The sequence below is a fragment of the Eleftheria terrae genome, assembly GCF_030419005.1.
Taxonomy (GTDB): Bacteria; Pseudomonadota; Gammaproteobacteria; order Burkholderiales; family Burkholderiaceae_C; genus Caldimonas; species Caldimonas terrae.
The window spans coordinates 624,479-642,798 of record NZ_CP106951.1; the positions used below are offsets into that span (position 1 = coordinate 624,479).

Here is an 18,320-nt window from a genome sequence, read left to right on the forward strand (position 1 = left end):
ATCGCGCGCCATGCCGCCCCCGCCCTCACCGCTTGCCCGTCCGCCGGGCCGCCGCCTTGCGCTCGCGCTGTGGCTGGCGCTGGTGATGTTCTGGCAGCCCTGGGTGGCGGCCTACCAGGCGAGCCTGGCGGCGGCTGGCATCGAGGTCTGCACCGCCACCGGTGTCACCCGCGTGCACCCGAAGGAGCAGCCGGCCGGCGAGCATCAGGGCCACGACCAGGACTGCTGCTGCAGCGCCGGGCTGGTGGCCGCCCTGCCGCCGGTGCCGGCGCCGCTGCCCCGGCTGCATGCGATCGCGCCCACCGCCCATCTCGGCGAGCGGGTGCTGCAGGCCGAATGGCTGGGCCCACTCTCTCGCGGTCCGCCCCGGCACACCTGAGCTGACGACCTCCCTCCGGCCTGGTGCCCCCCTTCGCGGGCGGCCCTGCGGCCGGTGTCCGCTGTCTCATTCAGGAGAGTGCCATGGCGCTTCCATCCTTGCGGCCCTCGCTGGCCGTGCTGCCGCTGTGCGGGGCCGTGACCGCCGCCTGCGCCCAGGCCGGCGCTGCCACCGCTGCTGCGCAGGCGGCTCCGCTGCCCGCCGTCGTCGTCACTGGCCGCAAGCCGGCTGACCGCTCCACCCTCACCCAGCCCGACCTGCCGACCGCCCGCCAGCGCATCGAGCAAACCCCCGGTGGCGCGCAGGTGCTCGATGCCACGCGCTACACCGAAGGCCGGGTGTCGACACTTGCCGATGCGCTGGGCAGCGCCACCGGTGTGCTGGTGCAGCCCCGCTTCGGCGCCGAGGAGGCGCGGCTGTCCATCCGCGGCTCCGGCCTGCAGCGCACCTTCCACGGCCGCGGGCTGAAGCTGATGCAGGATGGCGTGCCGCTCAACCTGGCGGACGGCAGCTTCGACTTTCAGGCGGTGGAGGCCTTGTCGGCCCGCTATGTGGAGGTCTGGCGCGGTGCCAACGCCCTGCAGTACGGGGCAGCGACGCTGGGCGGCGCGATCAACTTCGTCTCGCCCAACGGCTACAACGCCGACCGCCTGCGCCTGCGCACCGAGGCCGGCAGCGACGGCTACCGCCGCGCGCAGCTGTCCACCGGGCAGGTGCAGGGGGCCTTCGACTACTACCTGTCGACCAGCCTGTTTCGCCAGGATGGCTTTCGCGAGCATGCCCGGCAGGACACGCGGCGCCACTTCGCCAACCTCGGCTGGCAGCTGGCGCCGCAGCTCGAGACGCGCTTCTACCTGGGCCATGTGCACAGCGACTCGGAGCTGCCCGGCAGCCTGACGCGCGCACAACTGGAGGCCGACCCGGCCCAGGCCAGTGCCGGCAACCTGCGTGACGACCAGCGCCGCGACATCCGCTGGACCCGCCTGTCCAACAAGACCGCCTACCGTGACGGCGCGCGGCAGTACGAGCTGTTCGCCTATGCCTCGCAGAAGCGGCTGCACCATCCGATCTTCCAGGTGCTCGAGCAGCGCAACCACGACCGCGGCCTGGAAGCGCGCTACACCGACGAGGCCGACCTGGCCGGCCGGCGCAACCGCTTCACCCTGGGGCTGGCCGCCAGCGAGGGCAAGACGGGCGAAGACCGCTACCTGAACCTGGGTGGCGAGCCCGGCGCGCGCACCAACCGCAGCCGCCAGACCGCACGCAACCTGGAGCTGTATGTCGAGAACCAGCACCACCTGCTGCCCCGGCTGGCCCTGGTGACCGGCCTGCAGTCGGTGCGCGCCAAGCGCCGGCTGCAGGACCGCTTCGTCGCCGGCAGCGCGGCCGACCCGGTGAGCGAGAGCTTCGAGATGCGCTACCACACCACCAGCCCCAAGCTGGGGCTGCGCTGGGACCATGCGCCGGGGCTGCAGTTCTATGCCAACCTGTCGCGCAGCTTCGAGCCGCCCTCGTTCGGCGAGCTGGCCGGCGGCTCGCGGCCCAACCTCAACCGCGCGCAGCGGGCCACCACGCTGGAGCTGGGCAGCCGCGGGCGGCACGAGTCGATGGAATGGGATGTCGCGCTGTACGACGCACGCCTCACCGACGAGCTGCTGCAGATCGCCACCAACAGCCGTGGCGACAGCCTCACCGTCAACGCGCCGCGCACCCGGCACCGCGGCCTCGAGCTGGGCCTGGCCGGCCGTGCCTTGCGCGGCCCGGCCGGGCAGCTGGAATGGCAGCTGAACGCGCTGTGGAACGACTTCCGCTTCCGCCACGACGCCAGCCACGGCAGCCGTCAGCTGCCCGGTGTGCCGCGCCACACCGCACGCGCCGAAGTGGCGTGGCGCCTGGCCGGCGGCAGTCGCCTGGCACTGCAGGCGCAGGAGGCAGGCGGCTACCCGATCGACTTCGCAGGCAGCTTCGCGGCGAAGTCCTATGTTGTCTGGGGGCTGAAAGCCAGCGGCGAGGTGCGCCCCGGCCTCGCCTGGTTCGCCGAAGGCCGCAATCTGTCCGACCGCAAGTACGCGGCGACCACCGGGGTGGTGCGCGACGCACGTGGCCAGGACACGGCCCAGTTCCTGCCCGGTGATGGCCGCTCGGTCTATGCCGGCCTCGACTGGAGATTCCAATGATGCGCCCCGCCCGACGCCTTGCACTGGCCCGGCTGAGCCAGCTCGGTGGAGCCGGCCTGGCCGCCGCGGTGGGCTCCCGCCCGGCGCTGGCCAGCCCGCCGGCGGCCGCGCTTGCCACGCCGGCTTCGGCGCCGGCCAGCGACACACCCCGCCGCAAACGCCAGGTGCTCATGCTGGCCCACCCCGACATGACGGCCCTGGACCTGGTGGGCCCACAGCTCATCTTCGCATCCATGCCCGACACCGAGGTGCGGCTGGTGTGGAAGCAGCGCACGCCCATCGTCGCCGACAGCGGCCTGCAGCTGCTGCCCGACCTCGTGCTGGCCGAGGCGCCGCCCGCGCCCGACATCCTGTTTGTGCCGGGCGGGCTGAAAGGCAGCACCGCCCTGATGGGCGACGAAGAAGTGCTGGACTTCCTGCGCCAGCGCGGCGAACGAGCCGGCTGGGTCAGCAGCGTGTGCACCGGTGCGCTGGTCCTCGGGGCGGCCGGGCTGCTGCAGGGCCACCGGGCCACCACGCACTGGTATGTGCATGACCTGCTGCCGCTGTTCGGCGCCCGGCCGGTGAAGGAACGGGTCGTGATGGACCGCAACCGCCTCACCGGCGGTGGCGTGACCGCCGGCATCGACCTGGCCCTCACGCTGTCGGCCGCGCTGTGTGGCGCCGGCCATGCGCGGCTGCAGGAGCTGGTGTTCGAATACGCGCCGCAGCCGCCGATGGGGACCGGCACGCCCGAGCGGGCCGGCACCGAGCTGACGCAGGCGGTGCTGGCACGCCGTCGGCCGGCCATCGAGGCGGCCCGCCAAGCGGCGCGGCAGGCCGGCGCGCGGCTCAAGCCACCGGCCTGAAGCGCGGCCCGGGCTCACCGCGGTGGCAAGGCGCCCTGTGCCTGCTGCCAGCGCTCGACCAGCGTGCGCACCGGCCCCGGCTGCACGGCAAAGACGTCGAACAGGCCCAGGGCCTGCAGGCCGGGCAGCAACGCCAGCAGGTCGGCCTCGGCGGCGGCGCGCTCGGCCGGCGTGCTGGACGCATCGGCGATCCGCCGGGCGTTGGCGATGAAGGCGCCGACCGAGCCCTTGCGCACATGGTGGCCGCCAGCCTGCACATGGCTGGCGGTGTCGGGGAGGATGTCTTCAGGTTTCATGGAAGCGACTCTGCGGTGGTGAAGGCCTCATCCTAGGCAGCGGCCCCGCCGCAGGGTGCGGAGATAATGCCGACCGATTCATCGATCAGGCCAACAGCGCGGCCCCGACAGCACCCGCCCACGCTCTGCCTTCTCGTCATGCCCTATTCCAAGACCGCGGCCAGCGGCCTGCGCGTCGAGTTGCTGCACCGTGACGCGGCGGCCGGCCTGCACACCGGCGCCCATGCCCATGCCGAAGGCCAGCTCTTCGCGGTGCGCCGCGGCCTGCTGGTGCTGCACACCGAATCGGCCCGCTGGGCGCTGCCACGCGGCTGCCTCGGCTGGATTCCACCGCAGCGGCCGCATGCCGCCTTTGGCTGGCAGGCCACCGCCGGCTGGAGCCTGTACGCCGAGCCGGGCCTGTGCCACGCCATGCCATCGGCCCCGCAGGCCTATGCCGCCGACGGGCTGGCCCAGGCCCTGGTCGAGCGGCTGCTCGGCCTGGCCGGCGATGCGCAGGCGCGGGCCCGGCTCGAGCGGCTGGCCAGCGTGCTGTTCGACGAGCTGGCGCATGCGCGCAGCGCGCCGCTGTGCCTGCCCATGCCTCGCGACCGCCGGCTGCTCGCACTCGCCCAGGACCTGCTGGCCGACCCCTCGAGCCGCAGCGGGCTGGACGACTGGAGCCGGCGCAGCGGCATTCCGCGCCGCACGCTCAGCCGCCGCTTCGAGCAGGAAACCGGCCTCAGCCCGGGCCGCTGGCAACAACAGGCGCGCCTGCTGCAGGCACTGCAGTGGCTGGCCGAGGCACGGCCGGTGAAATGGGTCGCGTCTTCGGTGGGCTATGACTCCACCGGCGCCTTCATCGAGGCCTTCGGCCGCAGCTTCGGCGTCACGCCGGGCCGCTTCTTCGAGACACAGGCCGGGCCCGAGCTTCAGTCCCTGTAGCGCAGCGAGGTCACCTCGCCGCTGTGCAGGCTCCAGCGGCAGCGGAAGCGAAACGGCGTCAGCGCCCGGCGTGTCTCGTACTGGCCGGCGCCCCGCACGCCGATCTCGTCTGCCGACAGGCGGCTCAGCTCCACCTCGGCGTCGAACAGCTCGATGCGCTCCACACCAGGCTGCTCGCGGCCAAGGCTGTCGCCCAGCGCGCGGGCGCAGGCCGAGCGGGCGGCATGGCCGGCACCGTCATCCACCTCCCTCGCGCCGAACGGCGGGCCGCCGTCGTGCTCGTGCGGCGAGGCGGGCCGGGCCGAGGACAGCCGGTCATTCAAGCCATAGGCGGACAGCGAGGGGTAGCTGCCCGCGCCAAGCGTGATGCACTCGCCACGGAAGCCGGCATCGCTGCACAGCAGCCAGCGGCCCGCGCGCACCACCACCGACGACACCTCGTCGTTCAGCCCGAATTGGCCGAAATTCGCCTCCGGCCCGGCCAGCGCCACGCGGCGCCCGGCGAAGTCGTCATGCCGGAACAGCAGCAGTTCGCCGGCCGGCTCCGGCCCGCGAGGGTCGGTCTCCACCGGCCGCAGCGACGACACCCGGTCGTTGAAGCGCCAGCCCGACAGGCTGGCATACCGGCCCGGCCCGAAGGTCTCGCAGCGGCCGCGGTAGTGCGCGTCGGTGCACAGCTGCCACACCCCGCGACGGATCACCAGCGAGGAGGCGCTGTCGTTGAAGCCGAGCCGGCCGAAATCGGCCACCGGTCCATCGGCCTCCAGGCGCCGCCCCTCGAAGCGCGCGTGCTCGAACACGGTCACCTCGGCCGCCGCGGCGCCCGCCGTCCCGGCCGCCAGGGCCAGCCCGGCTGCGCAGGCCCTGGCCCGCCTGGCCCACATGACGTGCTTCACCGTGGTCTTCCTGTTCATGCCCTGCCTTGAAAAAATGCCGGCGCAGCATACACCGGCGGCCCACGGTGCCCCGCTGCCGCTGTTCGCCGCCTGGCGCCGGCCCTCGCGGGCCGCAGGGCGCCCGACGCGCAAGGCCGGGCCACCGCGGCCACCGTGTCACCAGGAACACGCGCGGGCCGCCGGCCGCTGCCTGTGCCCTGTGAACGCTTCCAGGCCTGTTCGGACAGGGAACGCCTATCTTTGCTGTTCCCGACAAGAGCAACGCCAGACGGTTGGTGAAGGCAGCATCGCGACGTCCGGCCCATTCCCCCGCATCCGCCACAACGCCCCAGCGAAGGAGCGCCGCCATGACATCCCTTGTGCCATCCCCGGACGGTGAACTGCCGACCCTGGCCTTGCCGCGCTCGCGCGGCCATGCCGCACTGCGGCCGGACCTGATCGAGCGCCGCATCGGCGAGTTCATCGAGCAGGCCGCCCTCACCCCCAACCGCAACGGCTTCTTCCTTGCTGCGCGTGGCACCGACGCGGTGCCGCCGGTGGCCGCGCTGTGCATTGCCTACCACTGGCGCGACATCGCCCGGGCCTTCCTGCTCTGCGCGCTCAAGGGCCTGGGCAGCATGGCCGAGGAGGCCTCACGCGGCGAGCCGCGGCCCGGCCTGCTGCGTGCCCTGCAGGCGGCGCACGCCGCCATCGGCGACGACCTCAACAACCGCCTGCCGGCCTTTCGCAAGGCCGCGCCGGCCGGCATTGCCGGCATCCACTATGTGTGGTGGCAGGACAGCATCGTCGCTCCCCTGCTGGCCCGCTGCGACGCGGCGGAGCGCGCCCGGGGCACCGCGCCGAGCACCGCGGTGGACGAGTTGCTGCGGCAGATGCAGGCGCTCTCGCGCAGCGCAATCGGCGTGGCGGTGCAGCTGCGGGTGATGGAGCTGATGGCCTTCGACATCGCGGTGGCCTTCCGGCGGGTGTTCGGGCGGGTGGCCACCGGCGGGCGCAAGGTCTTCGCCCATCGCGACGACCTGGCCTGGATCGACGCGCACCTGCGGGCCGAGGCCGTGCACAGCCGCAGCATGCGTGATCCCGACAGTGGCATGGCGGCGCTGGCCGACACCGCGGCCCGCCAGGAGGACATGCTGATGCATGCAGCTGCCTTCGTGAAGGGCTGGGCCGCCGTGCTGGCCGACTTCGAGCACGCGCTGTCGGCCCGCTGAATCAACACCCTTGCTCGCCCGATGACGACGCCCGAACTGCTGCTGGAAACCCAGCGCCTGCGCGCCACGCTGCCGCCGCGCGGCGAGCGCACCGACATTCCGGTGCTGCGCCGGCTCTCACTGCGGCTGAAGGCCAGCCGCAGCCTGCGCCGGGAGCCGGCCGTGCAGGCCTTCCTCGACGACGTCGACGACAGCCTGCGACACGCCACCCCGGTGCGCCTGCGGCGCACCAAAGCCCGCATCAACCGACAGGACGACCACCGCATCTTCTCGCTGTTCGACACGCCCTGCTTCCCGGCGCTCAGCCTCGAACTGCTGTGCTATCGCCCGCTGTGGGAAGACGACATGCTGGCGGCGCGCTATCCCAGCCGCATCACGCCGGTGATGGTCGAGCGTGCCTCGGCCGGCTTCGCGCCCCGCCTGGTGGTGGCCCTGTTCCCCGAGAACCATGTGGACCACCTGCATCGGGACGACGACCTGGTCTTCTATTTCATCGACAAATTCATCGCGCGGCATCACCGCGTCACCCAGCCGATGTTGCGCCATGTGGTGGCCGAGGGCGACCTGCCCCGCCTGCGCGGCTGCAGTCGCGCGCAGGTGCAACGGGCCGCGGTGCACTGGGTGCGGCTGCATGAGCACCATCACCATGCCGGCCCGCTGCGGCTGCGCGCCGCCCGCTCGCTGAAACGCCTGAAGCCGCTGGCCGGGCTGGAAGAGCTGCGGGTGGACGTTGCCGGCATGCTGTGCTGCCTGGGCGGCAGCAGCGGCCTGGCGCCCGCCGAGGCCGAGTTCACCTATCAGTTCATCCTGGCCGAGCGCCTGTTGCGCCATGCCGTCGAAGGCATACCGACGCCGAACCACGACGCCGTCGCGTCACAGGTGCTGTTCGACTTCCTGCTGCGGCGGGGCGGCATCCGCGTGGTGGGCCGCACGTTGCACCTGTGCCGGCAGCTGCCAGACCGGCTGGCCGATTTCGCTGCGACGGTGGATGCGATCGAGAGCGGCATCCTGCAGCAGCCCGGAGACAGGGTGCAGCAGCAGCTGCTGGGCTTCGTCAACGAACATGCCGCCTATGACACCCTGCTGGGCCGCTATCGCCACATGCCGTTCTTCGAGGACATCAAGCGGCGGCTGAGGCTGTGAGGCGTTGCCGGCCGGACCGCGGGGCCAGACGCTAGACGACGGCCAGCACCGCCTCGGCCACGCGGGCCGCCTCGCCGGCCCGCAGGCCGGCGATGTTGATGCGGCCGCTGTCGGTGCCGTACACCGCGTGCTCAAGCCGCAACCGGGCCATCTGCGCCGGCTGCAGCGGCAGGGTCGAAAACATGCCGCGATGCTCGCGCAGCGCCAGCAGCCGCGGGTCGTCGCAGCGGGCGGCGAAGGCGGCCGCCAGCGCTTCCCGGTTGGCCACGATGCGCTCGCGCATCGCCGCCAGTTCTGCCCGCCACACGCTGTGCAGGGCCGGGTCCCCCAGCACCAGCGCCGCCACCGCCGCGCCATGGTCGGGCGGCATGGAGTAGTTGGCGCGGGCCAGGTGCTCCATCGCGGCCATCGCGCTGGCGGCTGCTGCCGCGGTGCGGCCCAGCACCACCGCACAGCCGGTGCGCTCGCTGTACAGGCCCATGTTCTTCGAACAGCTGGCCGCGACGAACATCTGCTCCACCTGGCTTGCCATCAGATGCAGGCCGGCCAGATCGCCCTCGACCCCGTCGCCCAGTCCCAGGTAGGCCATGTCCACCAGCGGGATCAAGCCGCGCTCCGACACCAGGCGGGCCAGCGCCTGCCAGGCCGACGGCGCCAGGTCCACCCCGCTGGGGTTGTGGCAGCAACCGTGCAGCACCACGACGTCGTCGGTGCGTGCGCGCGCCAGGGCGCTCAGCATGGCCGGCTCGTCGACGCGGCCGTCCGGCCCCAGGTAGGGGTAGTGCCGCACTTCCAGCCCGGCCGCACGGGCGATGGGCTCGTGGTTGACATAGCCCGGCGTGCCGATCCAGAGGGTGGCGCCGGGCCGGGCCCAGGCGACCAGGTCGGCCAGCAGGCGCAAGGCGCCGGTGCCGCCCACCGTCTGCAGCGTGGCGGCACGAGGATGGGCGGGGGTCGGCTCCAGCAGCAGGGCCGTCATCAGCCGGTTGAACTCGCGGTGGCCGGCCAGGCCCTTGTAGGACTTGGACGGTGCCTGCGCTGCCAGCCGTGACTCGGCCGCGCTGACCGCCTGCATCACCGGCGTGCGGCCGTGCTCGTCGCGGTAGACGCCAACCACCAGGTCGATCTTGTGCGCCCGGGTGTCGGCGCCGAACTCGGAGGCGATGGCCCACAGTGGGTCGCGGGCGGGGGAAGCCAGTCGGTCGAGCATGGTCAGCGGCCCTTGGAAGACGTGGAGGAAAAGTCGAGGTTGGCAAACACGACGCCGCCCGTGATCAGCGCGATGCCGGCCACGGTGGTGGCGTCCAGCGGCTCGCCCAGCACCGGCAGCGCCACCAGCGAGGCCAGTGCCGGCGTCAGCGAGCCGATCACGGCACTGCGCTCGGCACCGATGCGGCGGATCGCAAACGCATAGGTGAAGCCGGCCACCACCCCGGCGCCCAGCCCCTGCAGCAGGATGAAGGGCAAGGCCTGCGACCAACCGAAGTGGCCCAGCTGGGTCGGCAGCGCACCGGTCGCCACCAGGGCCGCCACCGCCCCCAGCGAGGGCAGGCACAGCAGCAGGTTGCAGCCGATCGCATCCAAGCCCGCACGGCGCAGGCCGTGGGTGTAGAGGCCCCAGAGGCAGCTGGCGCACAACAGCAGTGCCGAGCCGGCCAGGGCCGGGCCCCGCAGCGCGGTCAAGGAGGTGGCGAGCAAGGCGAGCACGCCCAGTGCGATCAGCGCCAGGCCCAGGCGGCGGCTGCCGGCCACCGTCTGCCGGTACAGCAGCACGCCGAGCGCCGCGACGAACAGCGGCGCGGTGCCGGGCACCAGCGCACCGACATGCGCCGCCGAGGTGGCCGCGCCGCCAGCCGACGCGGCGAAGAAGAACGGCAGGCCGCCGCCGGCCAGGATCATCGCCACATGGCGCAGCCGCACTGCGCGGATCTGCTGCCAGCGGCCGGGCAGCAGGGGCAGCAGCACCAGGGCCGGCAGGCCGAAGCGCAGCAAGGCCACATCGGCCGGCGCCAGCGGCGACTTGCCGATGGCCCGGATGCTCAGCACGAAGCCGGTCCAGATGGCCAGCGTCACCAGCATCGCCAGGTAGCCCAGCCAGGGCCGCGCGGCCACCGCCGCGGCTTGGCCGGAGCCGGTCGGCGTCGGTGGCGCCACGGCTGCTGGCAAGGAGGGGGAAGACGCCAAGGCAGGCGCCGTGCAAACGGCGGTATGGGACGGCATGGGCAGCGCGGTGAGCGTGACGATGGACCGTGACTTTATGCACTTCGCCCCGCAAAATGCTTGCCTTCTATGCCCATCGACCGCCGAATCCAGGGCATGTCTTGTCGGACTAATAGCCAATCATGGAATCTGATGCCCCTTCCCCGCTGGACCGCACCGATCGCCGGCTGCTGGACGAAGTGCAGCGCGACGCCCGCCTTACCACTGCGCAGCTGGCCGACCGGGTGTCGCTCAGCACCTCGCCCTGCTGGCGGCGCTTGAAGCGACTGGAGGAACAAGGCGTCATCCAGGGCTACCACGCCCGGCTCGACGCCGCCCGGCTGGGCTGGGGCGTGACGGCCTTCGTCCACATCATGATGGAGAGCCACAACGCCGAGCTGGGCTCGCAGTTCGAGGACGCGGTGATGCGCATTCCCGAGGTGGTCGCCTGCCACAACGTCTCGGGCCAGTACGACTTCCTGCTGCAGGTGGTGGCGCGCGACCTCAGCAGCTTCGGCGAGTTCGCCCGCAGCACCATCCGCACCCTGCCAGGCGTGAAGGAGATGAACTCCAGCTTCTCGCTCAAGGAAGTGAAGGCGCCGCGGGCGCTGCCGGTGTAGGCGGCGCCCGCGGCGTTCAACCGGCTCCGGCGCCTGCCTGCATGCCGGGCAGCGCCGCCACGCGTTCGGCCAAGAAATCGAGCAGCACCCGCACCCGCAGGGGCTGCTGGCGGCGCTGCACATGCAGCAGGAACACCTCCTGGGAGGGCCCGCACCACTGCGGCAACAGCCGCTGCAGCCGGCCGGCATCGACCAGCCCGGCCACCAGCCAGGCCGGCTCCAGCGCCACGCCTGCGCCGGCCAGCACGCCGTCGAGGATGGCCATGGCGCTGTCGACCCGGTAGCGGCTGCGCACCGGCACCTGCACGCTGCCCGATGCGTTGCTCAGCGTGACCGAGTCGGCCGGTGCGCGGGCGTAGCGCAGGTAGTCGTGGCTGGCGAGCTCTTCGGGCCGGGCCGGAGCCGGGCGGTGCCGGAGATACTCCGGCGCGGCCACCAGCCAGCGCGGCGAGCTGCACAGCGGGCGGGCGATCAGGTCCGGCGGCAGGTGACGGCCGAAACGCAGCGCCACATCCATGCCCTCTTCCACCAGGTCGATGAAGCGGTCGTCGAGCCGCAACTCGACCTCGATCTCCGGATAGCCGCTCAGGAACTCCAGCAGCAGCCCATTCAGGCGCGCCTGGCCCAGCGCCAGCGGCGCACTGACGCGCAGCAGGCCGCGCGGCACCCGCACTTGCTCGCGCACGGCGGCCACCGCCTCCTCATAGTCCTCCAGCAGCTGCCGCGCGCGCTCATGGAAACGCCGCGCCTCGTCAGTCGGCGCCAGCCGGGCGCTGCCGCGCTGGAACAGCCGCACGCCGAGGCTGGCTTCCAGCCCCGAGACCAGCTTGCTGACCGCCGACTGGGTGGTGTGCAGCTCCCGCGCCGCAGCGGACAGGCTGCCCAGCTCCAGGCTGCGCACGAAGGCGCGCATGGCTTTGAAGGTGTCCATCTATTCCTTCTTGGAATGGCGTCTCTGCGCATCTTATGGGTTCTCGTCGAATCCGGAAGAACCTAAGGTGGCCACACCTTCACTGCCCATGGGCCAGCATCATGAAAAAACACCTTCGTTCGGCCGTCGCCCTGTGGCTGGCGGCCTCCCTTGTCGGCGGCGCAGGTGCCGCCCCCTCCGCGCAGACGCCACCGCCCGCGGCGCCTGCCACCCACTGGAGCCTCAGCTGGATGGCCAGCCCGCAGCCGGTCTGGGAACCCGGTTTCGTGCTGCCGGCCCACCTGCCGGCGCGCTATGCGGGGGACACGCTGCGCCAGGTGGCACGCCTGAGCGTCGGCGGCAGCCGGCTGCGGGTCGTGCTCAGCAACGAATACGGCCGGCAGCCGCTGCGCATTGGCGCAGCCCGCCTGGCCCGGGCGGCCGATGCCTCGGCCATCGACCCGGCCACCGACCGGCCGCTGCGCTTCGCCGGCAGCGAGGCGGTCCTGATCCCACCCGGCGGGCGGGCGGTGAGCGACCCGGTCGAGCTGGCGCTGCCGGCCTTGGCCCGCGTGGCCGTCTCGCTCTACCTGCCGGAGCCGAGCGCGCCAGCCGGCTTCCACTGGGGAGCGCTGGAGACGGCCTACCAGGTGCCGGGCCGCCATGTCCAGGCGCCGCGGCTGGCCGGTGCCACCGAGTCGCCGGTGCGGGTCTTCCTGTCCGGCCTGCTGGTCGAGACGGCGCAGCCGGCCGCCGCGGTGGTGGCGCTGGGCGACTCCATCACCGATGGTGTCGGCGCCACCCCCGGCGCCGACCGGCGCTGGCCCGACGTGCTGGCCGAGCGCCTGCAATCCCGCGGCGTCGCGAGCCTCAATGCCGGCATCGCGGGTGCCCGGCTGCTGCGCGACGGCATGGGCGTGAACGCCGCGGCCCGGCTGGCCCGCGACGTGTTCTCGGTGCCCGGGCTGCGGTCGGTGATCGTGCTGCTGGGCACCAACGACCTGGGCTGGCCCGGCGGGCCCTTCGCGCCGCAGGACCGGCCGGTTCCGCCCCAAGAACTGATCGACGGCCTGCGTCAACTCATCGCCCAGGCCCGGGCCCACAACGTGCGTATCGTCGGCGCCACCCTCACGCCCTTCGAAGGCGCCCTGCAGGGCACGCCGCTGGAGGGGCACTACAGCCCCGGGAAGGAGCGCGCCCGGCAGGCGGTGAATGCCTGGATCCGCGACAGCGGTGAATTCGATGCGGTGATCGACTTCGACCGCATCCTGCGCGATCCCGCCCGGCCCGCCCGGTTGCGGGCCGACCTCGACTCCGGCGACCACCTGCACCCCGGCGATGCCGGCTACCGCGCGATGGCCGAAGGCATCGACCTCGACCTGCTGCTGGGCCGGCGCTGAGGCGGCCCGCGGCTCGGGCCACGGCGGGTAGCCATTGCAGAATGCCTGCATCGGCCGGCCGGCCGCCCCACGGAGTACAGCCTTGAGCGATCACCCCCCCAGCTCCCTCAATACCGAAGGTGTGTTCGAGCCCTTCCATGTCAGCCGCGTCCCCACCGAGGAGGTGATGCGCGGCGAGCGCTACGGGATGCGCTTCCAGCACCTCAGCTCCTTCGGCGGTGGCTCGCAGATCAGCGTGTCGCTCGAAGTGCTGCCGCCCGGCCGCCAGGCCAACCAGCTGCACTACCACCTGCTGGAGGAGGAGCATGTCTATGTGCTGGAGGGCTGCCTCACGTTGCGCCTGGGCGAGCACACCTGGGAGCTGCAGGCGGGGCACTACGTGTGCTTCCCGGCCGGGCAGAAGCTGGGCCACGCCCTGATCAACCGCAGCGACCAGCCCTGCCGCTACCTGGTCCTCGGCGCCCCGCATCCGCACGATGTGGTGGTGTTCCCCGACACCGGCCGCATCGCGGTGAAGCTCACCGGCGAGGGCTACCGCCAGTCGGCCACCCAGGGCTACTGGGAAGGTGTGGACACCGGCGGGCCGGCATAGGCGGTGGGCCGTTGGCGCGGCCCCGGAGCCGCCATGGGTGCGCGCCGCGGCGCCTGGCGCGACCTCACACCGGCAGCGGCAAGGCGCTGGTGCACTTGATTTCGTCGAGGCAGACGCTGGAGCGCACGCCGGTCACGCCCGGCAGCTGCATCAGCGTGTCCATCAGGAAGGTCGAGAGCGACTTCAGGTCGCGCTCGATCACCTTGATGACGTAGTCGAAGTCGCCGGTCACCGAGTAGCACTCCAGCACCTGCGGCAGGTCGGCGATCAGGTCCTTGAACTTGGGCAGCTCGCGGATGTGGCCCTTCTCCATCGACACATGGATGAAGGCCACCACGTTCAGCCCCAGGCTGGCCGGGTTCAGGCGGGTCTCGTAGCGGGCGATGACGCCCGCTTCCTCCAGGCGCCGGTGGCGCCTCAGCACCTGGGCCGCCGACATGCTGACCTGCTCGGCCAGCTCCAGGTTGGACGCCCGGCCGTGCTCCTGCAGGAAGCCGAGGATTTTGCGGTCGGTTCGATCCAGATCAATTGCGTACAAATTTCTCTCCTCGTTCAGCGGAAGCGAGAAATTTTATCTCTCACCCCAGGGTTCACCCCGCCCTATTTCGAAAGGTAATTGCGGCCGTCCGACCCTAAAGTTCTCCTCCTCAAAATGCCATTCCGATCAGGCGGCACAAAGCCTGCAGCAGCCTCCCGCGCGGTGGCCGGGAGGTGGAGCCCCTTACGAGAGGAGACAAGACCATGCAACATAATTTCTTCGTCCGTCGTTCCCTGCTGGCCGCCGCAGCGCTGGCCCTGTCCAGCGCTGCCCTGCCGGCGCTGGCCGCCGACAAGTCGGTGGCGGTGACGGCCATCGTCGAGCACCCCGCCCTCGACGCCGCCCGTGACGGCGTGCGTGACGAACTGAAGGCCGCCGGCTTCGAGGCCGGCAAGAACCTGAAGTTCGACTACCAGAGTGCCCAGGGCAACACCGGCACCGCCGCCCAGATCGCCCGCAAGTACATCGGCGACCGGCCCGATGTCATCGTGGCCATCGCCACGCCCTCGGCCCAGGCCGTGGTGGCCGGCACGCGCGACATCCCGGTGGTCTTCAGCGCCGTCACCGACCCGGTGACGGCCAAGCTGGTCAAGAGCTGGGAGCCCTCCGGCACCAACGTCACCGGTGTGTCCGACCTGTCGCCGCTGGACAAGCACCTGGAGCTGATCAAGAAGATCGTGCCGCAGGGCAAGCGCGTCGGCGTCATCTACAGCCCGGGCGAAGCCAACTCGGTCGCCATCCTCGAGGCGCTGCGCAAGGCCGCGCCGGCCGCCGGCGTCACGCTGGTCGAAGCGGCCGCCGCCCGCACGGTGGATGTGCCCACCGCAGCACAAAGCCTGGTCGGCAAGGCCGACGTCATCTACGCGCCCACCGACAACAACGTGATGTCGGCCTTCGAGGGCATCGTCAAGGTGGCCCAGCAGGCCAAGCTGCCGGTGGTGGCGGCCGACACCGCCGCCGTCAAGCGTGGCGCGGTGGCGGCGCTTGGCCTCAACTACTACGACCTCGGCCGCCAGACCGGCAAGGTGGTGGCCCGCATCCTGAAGGGCGAGGCCCCGGGCAAGATCGCCCCGCAGACGGCCACCACCTTCGAGCTGCACCTCAACCCCGGTGCCGCCCAGAAGCAAGGCGTCACGCTGGCGCAGGACCTCGTCAGCACCGCCAAGGTCGTGGTCAAGTAAGGGAAGCCGAGCATGTCCTTGTTCGCCTCGCTCGGCGCCATCGAGATCGGCCTGATCTTCGGGCTGGTCGCCCTGGGCGTCTACCTCTCCTTCCGCATCATCAACTTCCCCGACCTGACGGTGGACGGCAGCTTCCCGCTGGGCGGCGCGGTGGCCGCCACGCTGACGGTGGCCGGCTGGCATCCGCTGGCAGCCACCGCGGCGGCGCTGGCTGCCGGCGCGCTGGCCGGCGCGCTGACTGCCTGGCTCAACGTGAAGCTGAAGATCATGCAGTTGCTGGCCAGCATCCTGGTGATGATCGGCCTGTACTCGGTGAACCTGCGCATCATGGGCAAGCCCAATGTGGCGCTGATCAGCGAGCCCACGGTGTTCACGCTGCTGAGCTTTGGCGACCTGCCGGAAGTGTGGCTCAAGCCGCTGATCCTGCTGGCCATCGTGGCGGCCGCCAAGCTGCTGATCGACGCCTTCTTCGCTTCCGAAGCCGGCCTGGCCATGCGCGCCACCGGTGGCAACCCCCGCATGGCACGGGCCCAGGGCATCTCGACCGATCGCTACACCATCGCCGGCCTCGCGCTGTCCAACGCCCTGGTGGCGCTGGCCGGCGCCCTGTTCGCGCAGACGCAGGGCGGGGCCGACATCTCGATGGGCGTCGGCACCATCGTCATCGGCCTGGCCGCGGTCATCATCGGCGAGACGCTGATGCCCACCCGCAGCCTGGTACTGACGACGCTGGCCTGCGTGCTCGGCGCGGTGCTGTATCGCTTCTTCATCGCGCTGGCACTCAACACCGATTTTCTGGGCCTGCAGGCGCAGGACCTGAACCTCGTCACCGCGGTGCTGGTCGCCCTGGCCCTGCTGGTGCCCACCTACAAGCGCAAGCTGTCGGCGCTGCGGCCGCGCCCGGCCGGCGCCGCCCTGCCCGTTCGCAAGGAGGCCCGCTGATGCTGCGCGCCCAAGGACTCGAGATCACCTTCAACCCCGGCACGCCGATCGAGAACCGGGCGCTGCGCGGGCTGGACCTGTGCATTCCCAAGGGCCAGTTCGTCACCGTCATCGGCTCCAACGGTGCCGGCAAGTCGACCTGCCTGAACGCCATCAGCGGCGACTTGCTGGTGGACCGCGGCAGCATCGAGATCGACGGCATCGACGTCACCCGGCGCTGCGCCTGGCAGCGCGCCGACCTGGTGGCCCGCGTGTTCCAGGACCCGATGGCCGGCACCTGCGAGGCGCTCAGCATCGAGGAGAACATGGCGCTGGCCTGCAAGCGCGGCGAAGACCGCGGCCCGCGCCTGGCCCTCAACCGCAGCCTGCGGGAGGAGTTCCGCGCCAAGCTGAGCACGCTCAACCTGGGCCTGGAAAACCGCCTGGCCGACCGCATGGGCCTGCTCTCCGGTGGCCAGCGCCAGGCCATCAGCCTGCTGATGGCTTCGCTGCGGCCCTCGCGCATCCTGCTGCTCGACGAGCACACCGCCGCGCTCGATCCCAAGACCGCCGCCTTCGTGCTGGAGCTCACCGCCCGCATCGTGGCCGAGAACGGCCTGACCGCGATGATGGTGACCCACAGCATGCGCCAGGCGCTCGACTACGGCAGCCGCACCGTGATGCTGCATGAAGGCCGGGTGATCCTCGACGTCGCCGGCAGCGAGCGCGCCGGCCTGGACGTGCCCGACCTGCTGCAGATGTTCGAGCGCACCCGCGGCGAGAAGCTCGACGACGACAAGCTGCTGCTGGCCTGAGGCCTCATCGCAAAACCAGGAGTGCATGGATGAAAGACTTGCTGCAACGCTTCGAGGCCCGCGCCCCGGAGATCGTCTTCGAATGGCATGACGCCGAGACGCCGGCGCGCGGCTGGGTGGTGATCAACTCGCTGCGCGGCGGCGCCGCTGGCGGTGGCACCCGCATGCGCCGCGGGCTGGACCGCCGCGAGGTGGAGTCGCTGGCCAAGACCATGGAGATCAAGTTCGCGGTGTCAGGCCCCGCCATCGGCGGCGCCAAGTCGGGCATCGACTTCGACCCGGCCGACCCGCGCAAGGACGGCGTGCTGCGCCGCTGGTACAAGGCCGTGACGCCGCTGCTCAAGACCTACTACGGCACCGGCGGCGACCTCAACGTCGACGAAGTGCACGAGGTGGTGCCCATCACCGAGAGCCACGGCCTGTGGCACCCGCAGGAAGGCGTGGTCAACGGCCACTACTCGCCCACCGAGAGCGAGCGCATCCGCAAGGTGAGCCAGCTGCGTACCGGCGTCTCCAAGGTGGTGGAGGACCCCCGCTACACGCCTGACGCCGGCCGCAAGCTGGTGGTGGCCGACCTCATCACCGGCTGGGGCGTGGCCGAGTCGGTGCGGCACTACTACCGCCTGTACGGCGGCAAGCTGGCCGGCAAGCGCGTCATCGTGCAAGGCTGGGGCAATGTCGGCTCGGCCGCGGCCTACTACCTGGCGCAGGCCGGCGCCCGCATCGTCGGCATCCTGGACCGCGACGGCGGCCTGCTGCAGGCCGAGGGCTGGAGCTTCGAGCAGGTGCGCGAGTTCTTCCTGAACAAGCAAGGCAACCGCCTGGCCGCCGACGGCCTGCTGCCGCCGGAGGAACTGCAGCGCCGCGCCTGGAGCGCCGGTGCCGAGATCTTCCTGCCCTGCGCCGCCTCGCGCCTGGTGACGCGCGAGCAGCTGGACCAGCTGGTGGCCGCTGGCCTGGAGCTGGTGTCCAGCGGCGCCAACGTGCCGTTCGCCGACCGCGAGATCTTCTACGGCCCCACCTACGAGCATGCCGACAGCCGCGTCGCCGTGATTCCCGACTTCATTGCCAACTGCGGCATGGCGCGTGCTTTCGCTTATTTGATGCAGGGCGAGGCGGACATCTCCGACGCTGCGATCTTCGAGGACGTGTCGGTGACCATCGCCCGCGCGCTGGAGCGCTGCCATGGCCGCTCCGCCGCCCGCACCGGCATCGCCCGCACCGCCTTCGAGCTGACGCTCGCCCAGCTTGTTTAACCGCCCCGCACCAG

At 71.6% G+C, this 18,320-nt stretch carries 19 protein-coding genes; 13 read left to right on the forward strand and 6 right to left on the reverse strand.

Annotation, left to right across the window (positions count from 1 at the left end; all coding sequences use genetic code 11):
* Positions 1–10: 10 nt before the first annotated feature.
* From N7L95_RS02990 to N7L95_RS03000, 3 genes are all read left to right on the forward strand, one after another.
* Positions 11–379: a DUF2946 family protein gene (locus N7L95_RS02990; RefSeq protein WP_301258327.1), complete on the forward strand. Its 369-nt coding sequence runs from the start codon at positions 11–13 to the stop codon at positions 377–379.
* A gap of 83 nt (positions 380–462) precedes the next feature.
* A complete protein-coding gene (locus N7L95_RS02995; protein WP_301258328.1) occupies positions 463–2,556 on the forward strand; it encodes a TonB-dependent receptor family protein in 2,094 nt (697 codons plus the stop codon).
* Between the two features lie 170 nt (positions 2,557–2,726).
* Positions 2,727–3,404 (forward strand): DJ-1/PfpI family protein, encoded by a 678-nt coding sequence (locus N7L95_RS03000; protein WP_435870083.1) that lies wholly within the window; start codon positions 2,727–2,729, stop codon positions 3,402–3,404.
* Positions 3,405–3,418: 14 nt separating this feature from the next.
* Here N7L95_RS03000 and N7L95_RS03005 read toward each other — a convergent pair whose 3' ends face one another.
* Entirely contained in the window at positions 3,419–3,700 is a 282-nt protein-coding gene (locus N7L95_RS03005) for a hypothetical protein (protein ID WP_301258330.1), read from the reverse strand.
* Positions 3,701–3,838: 138 nt separating this feature from the next.
* Between N7L95_RS03005 and N7L95_RS03010 the strand changes: the two genes are divergently transcribed.
* Entirely contained in the window at positions 3,839–4,624 is a 786-nt protein-coding gene (locus tag N7L95_RS03010; protein ID WP_301258331.1) for a helix-turn-helix transcriptional regulator, read from the forward strand.
* Here the strand turns inward: N7L95_RS03010 and N7L95_RS03015 are convergent.
* Positions 4,612–5,538 carry a beta/gamma crystallin-related protein gene (locus N7L95_RS03015; RefSeq protein WP_301258332.1) on the reverse strand — a complete coding sequence of 309 codons (927 nt, stop codon included), beginning with the start codon at positions 5,536–5,538 and terminating at the stop codon, positions 4,612–4,614. The genes N7L95_RS03010 and N7L95_RS03015 overlap by 13 nt on opposite strands.
* 329 nt (positions 5,539–5,867) lie before the next feature.
* Here N7L95_RS03015 and N7L95_RS03020 point away from each other — a divergent pair, with 329 nt between their 5' ends.
* Both N7L95_RS03020 and N7L95_RS03025 read left to right on the forward strand, forming a co-directional pair.
* A complete protein-coding gene (locus N7L95_RS03020) occupies positions 5,868–6,731 on the forward strand; it encodes a DUF6202 family protein (RefSeq protein ID WP_301258333.1) in 864 nt (287 codons plus the stop codon).
* Positions 6,732–6,752: 21 nt separating this feature from the next.
* A complete protein-coding gene (locus N7L95_RS03025) occupies positions 6,753–7,874 on the forward strand; it encodes a DUF6421 family protein (protein ID WP_301258334.1) in 1,122 nt (373 codons plus the stop codon).
* A gap of 31 nt (positions 7,875–7,905) precedes the next feature.
* On the opposite strand, the gene N7L95_RS03030 is transcribed toward N7L95_RS03025, so the two are convergent.
* Both N7L95_RS03030 and N7L95_RS03035 read right to left on the reverse strand, forming a co-directional pair.
* Positions 7,906–9,084: an aromatic amino acid transaminase gene (locus tag N7L95_RS03030; protein WP_301258335.1), complete on the reverse strand. Its 1,179-nt coding sequence runs from the start codon at positions 9,082–9,084 to the stop codon at positions 7,906–7,908.
* A 2-nt stretch (positions 9,085–9,086) separates the two neighbouring features.
* Positions 9,087–10,058, reverse strand: coding sequence for a DMT family transporter (locus N7L95_RS03035; RefSeq protein ID WP_301258336.1), 972 nt, complete (start codon positions 10,056–10,058; stop codon positions 9,087–9,089).
* Between the two features lie 158 nt (positions 10,059–10,216).
* On the opposite strand from N7L95_RS03035, the gene N7L95_RS03040 reads away from it, so the two are divergent.
* On the forward strand, positions 10,217–10,693 hold the full coding sequence (locus tag N7L95_RS03040) for an Lrp/AsnC family transcriptional regulator (protein ID WP_301258337.1): 477 nt from the start codon (positions 10,217–10,219) through the stop codon (positions 10,691–10,693).
* Positions 10,694–10,709: 16 nt separating this feature from the next.
* Here the strand turns inward: N7L95_RS03040 and N7L95_RS03045 are convergent, their stop codons facing one another.
* A complete protein-coding gene (locus N7L95_RS03045; protein WP_301258339.1) occupies positions 10,710–11,624 on the reverse strand; it encodes a LysR family transcriptional regulator in 915 nt (304 codons plus the stop codon).
* Positions 11,625–11,725: 101 nt separating this feature from the next.
* Between N7L95_RS03045 and N7L95_RS03050 the strand changes: the two genes are divergently transcribed.
* Positions 11,726–13,003, forward strand: coding sequence for an SGNH/GDSL hydrolase family protein (locus N7L95_RS03050; RefSeq protein WP_301258340.1), 1,278 nt, complete (start codon positions 11,726–11,728; stop codon positions 13,001–13,003).
* Between the two features lie 82 nt (positions 13,004–13,085).
* A complete protein-coding gene (locus N7L95_RS03055) occupies positions 13,086–13,595 on the forward strand; it encodes a cupin domain-containing protein (protein ID WP_301258341.1) in 510 nt (169 codons plus the stop codon).
* A gap of 64 nt (positions 13,596–13,659) precedes the next feature.
* Here N7L95_RS03055 and N7L95_RS03060 read toward each other — a convergent pair whose 3' ends face one another.
* Positions 13,660–14,133: an Lrp/AsnC family transcriptional regulator gene (locus N7L95_RS03060; protein WP_301258342.1), complete on the reverse strand. Its 474-nt coding sequence runs from the start codon at positions 14,131–14,133 to the stop codon at positions 13,660–13,662.
* A 203-nt stretch (positions 14,134–14,336) separates the two neighbouring features.
* On the opposite strand from N7L95_RS03060, the gene N7L95_RS03065 reads away from it, so the two are divergent.
* The 4 genes from N7L95_RS03065 to N7L95_RS03080 are packed head-to-tail and all read left to right on the forward strand — an operon-like array spanning position 14,337 to position 18,306.
* Positions 14,337–15,314, forward strand: coding sequence for an ABC transporter substrate-binding protein (locus tag N7L95_RS03065; RefSeq protein ID WP_301258344.1), 978 nt, complete (start codon positions 14,337–14,339; stop codon positions 15,312–15,314).
* Between the two features lie 12 nt (positions 15,315–15,326).
* Positions 15,327–16,256 (forward strand): ABC transporter permease, encoded by a 930-nt coding sequence (locus N7L95_RS03070; RefSeq protein WP_301258346.1) that lies wholly within the window; start codon positions 15,327–15,329, stop codon positions 16,254–16,256.
* Positions 16,256–17,050: an ABC transporter ATP-binding protein gene (locus tag N7L95_RS03075; RefSeq protein WP_301258347.1), complete on the forward strand. Its 795-nt coding sequence runs from the start codon at positions 16,256–16,258 to the stop codon at positions 17,048–17,050. Before N7L95_RS03070 ends, N7L95_RS03075 begins: the two co-directional genes overlap by 1 nt.
* A 29-nt stretch (positions 17,051–17,079) precedes the next feature.
* Positions 17,080–18,306 carry a Glu/Leu/Phe/Val dehydrogenase dimerization domain-containing protein gene (locus tag N7L95_RS03080; protein WP_301258348.1) on the forward strand — a complete coding sequence of 409 codons (1,227 nt, stop codon included), beginning with the start codon at positions 17,080–17,082 and terminating at the stop codon, positions 18,304–18,306.
* Positions 18,307–18,320 lie beyond the last annotated feature (14 nt).

Coding starts and splice junctions, on each gene's coding strand:
- N7L95_RS02990 (WP_301258327.1), top strand. CDS start 11: ATGCCGCCCCCGCCCTCACCGCTTGCCCGTCCGCCGGGCCGCCGCCTT.
- N7L95_RS02995 (WP_301258328.1), top strand. CDS start 463: ATGGCGCTTCCATCCTTGCGGCCCTCGCTGGCCGTGCTGCCGCTGTGC.
- N7L95_RS03000 (WP_435870083.1), top strand. CDS start 2,727: ATGCTGGCCCACCCCGACATGACGGCCCTGGACCTGGTGGGCCCACAG.
- N7L95_RS03005 (WP_301258330.1), bottom strand. CDS start 3,700: ATGAAACCTGAAGACATCCTCCCCGACACCGCCAGCCATGTGCAGGCT.
- N7L95_RS03010 (WP_301258331.1), top strand. CDS start 3,839: ATGCCCTATTCCAAGACCGCGGCCAGCGGCCTGCGCGTCGAGTTGCTG.
- N7L95_RS03015 (WP_301258332.1), bottom strand. CDS start 5,538: ATGAACAGGAAGACCACGGTGAAGCACGTCATGTGGGCCAGGCGGGCC.
- N7L95_RS03020 (WP_301258333.1), top strand. CDS start 5,868: ATGACATCCCTTGTGCCATCCCCGGACGGTGAACTGCCGACCCTGGCC.
- N7L95_RS03025 (WP_301258334.1), top strand. CDS start 6,753: ATGACGACGCCCGAACTGCTGCTGGAAACCCAGCGCCTGCGCGCCACG.
- N7L95_RS03030 (WP_301258335.1), bottom strand. CDS start 9,084: ATGCTCGACCGACTGGCTTCCCCCGCCCGCGACCCACTGTGGGCCATC.
- N7L95_RS03040 (WP_301258337.1), top strand. CDS start 10,217: ATGGAATCTGATGCCCCTTCCCCGCTGGACCGCACCGATCGCCGGCTG.
- N7L95_RS03045 (WP_301258339.1), bottom strand. CDS start 11,624: ATGGACACCTTCAAAGCCATGCGCGCCTTCGTGCGCAGCCTGGAGCTG.
- N7L95_RS03050 (WP_301258340.1), top strand. CDS start 11,726: ATGAAAAAACACCTTCGTTCGGCCGTCGCCCTGTGGCTGGCGGCCTCC.
- N7L95_RS03065 (WP_301258344.1), top strand. CDS start 14,337: ATGCAACATAATTTCTTCGTCCGTCGTTCCCTGCTGGCCGCCGCAGCG.
- N7L95_RS03070 (WP_301258346.1), top strand. CDS start 15,327: ATGTCCTTGTTCGCCTCGCTCGGCGCCATCGAGATCGGCCTGATCTTC.
- N7L95_RS03075 (WP_301258347.1), top strand. CDS start 16,256: ATGCTGCGCGCCCAAGGACTCGAGATCACCTTCAACCCCGGCACGCCG.
- N7L95_RS03080 (WP_301258348.1), top strand. CDS start 17,080: ATGAAAGACTTGCTGCAACGCTTCGAGGCCCGCGCCCCGGAGATCGTC.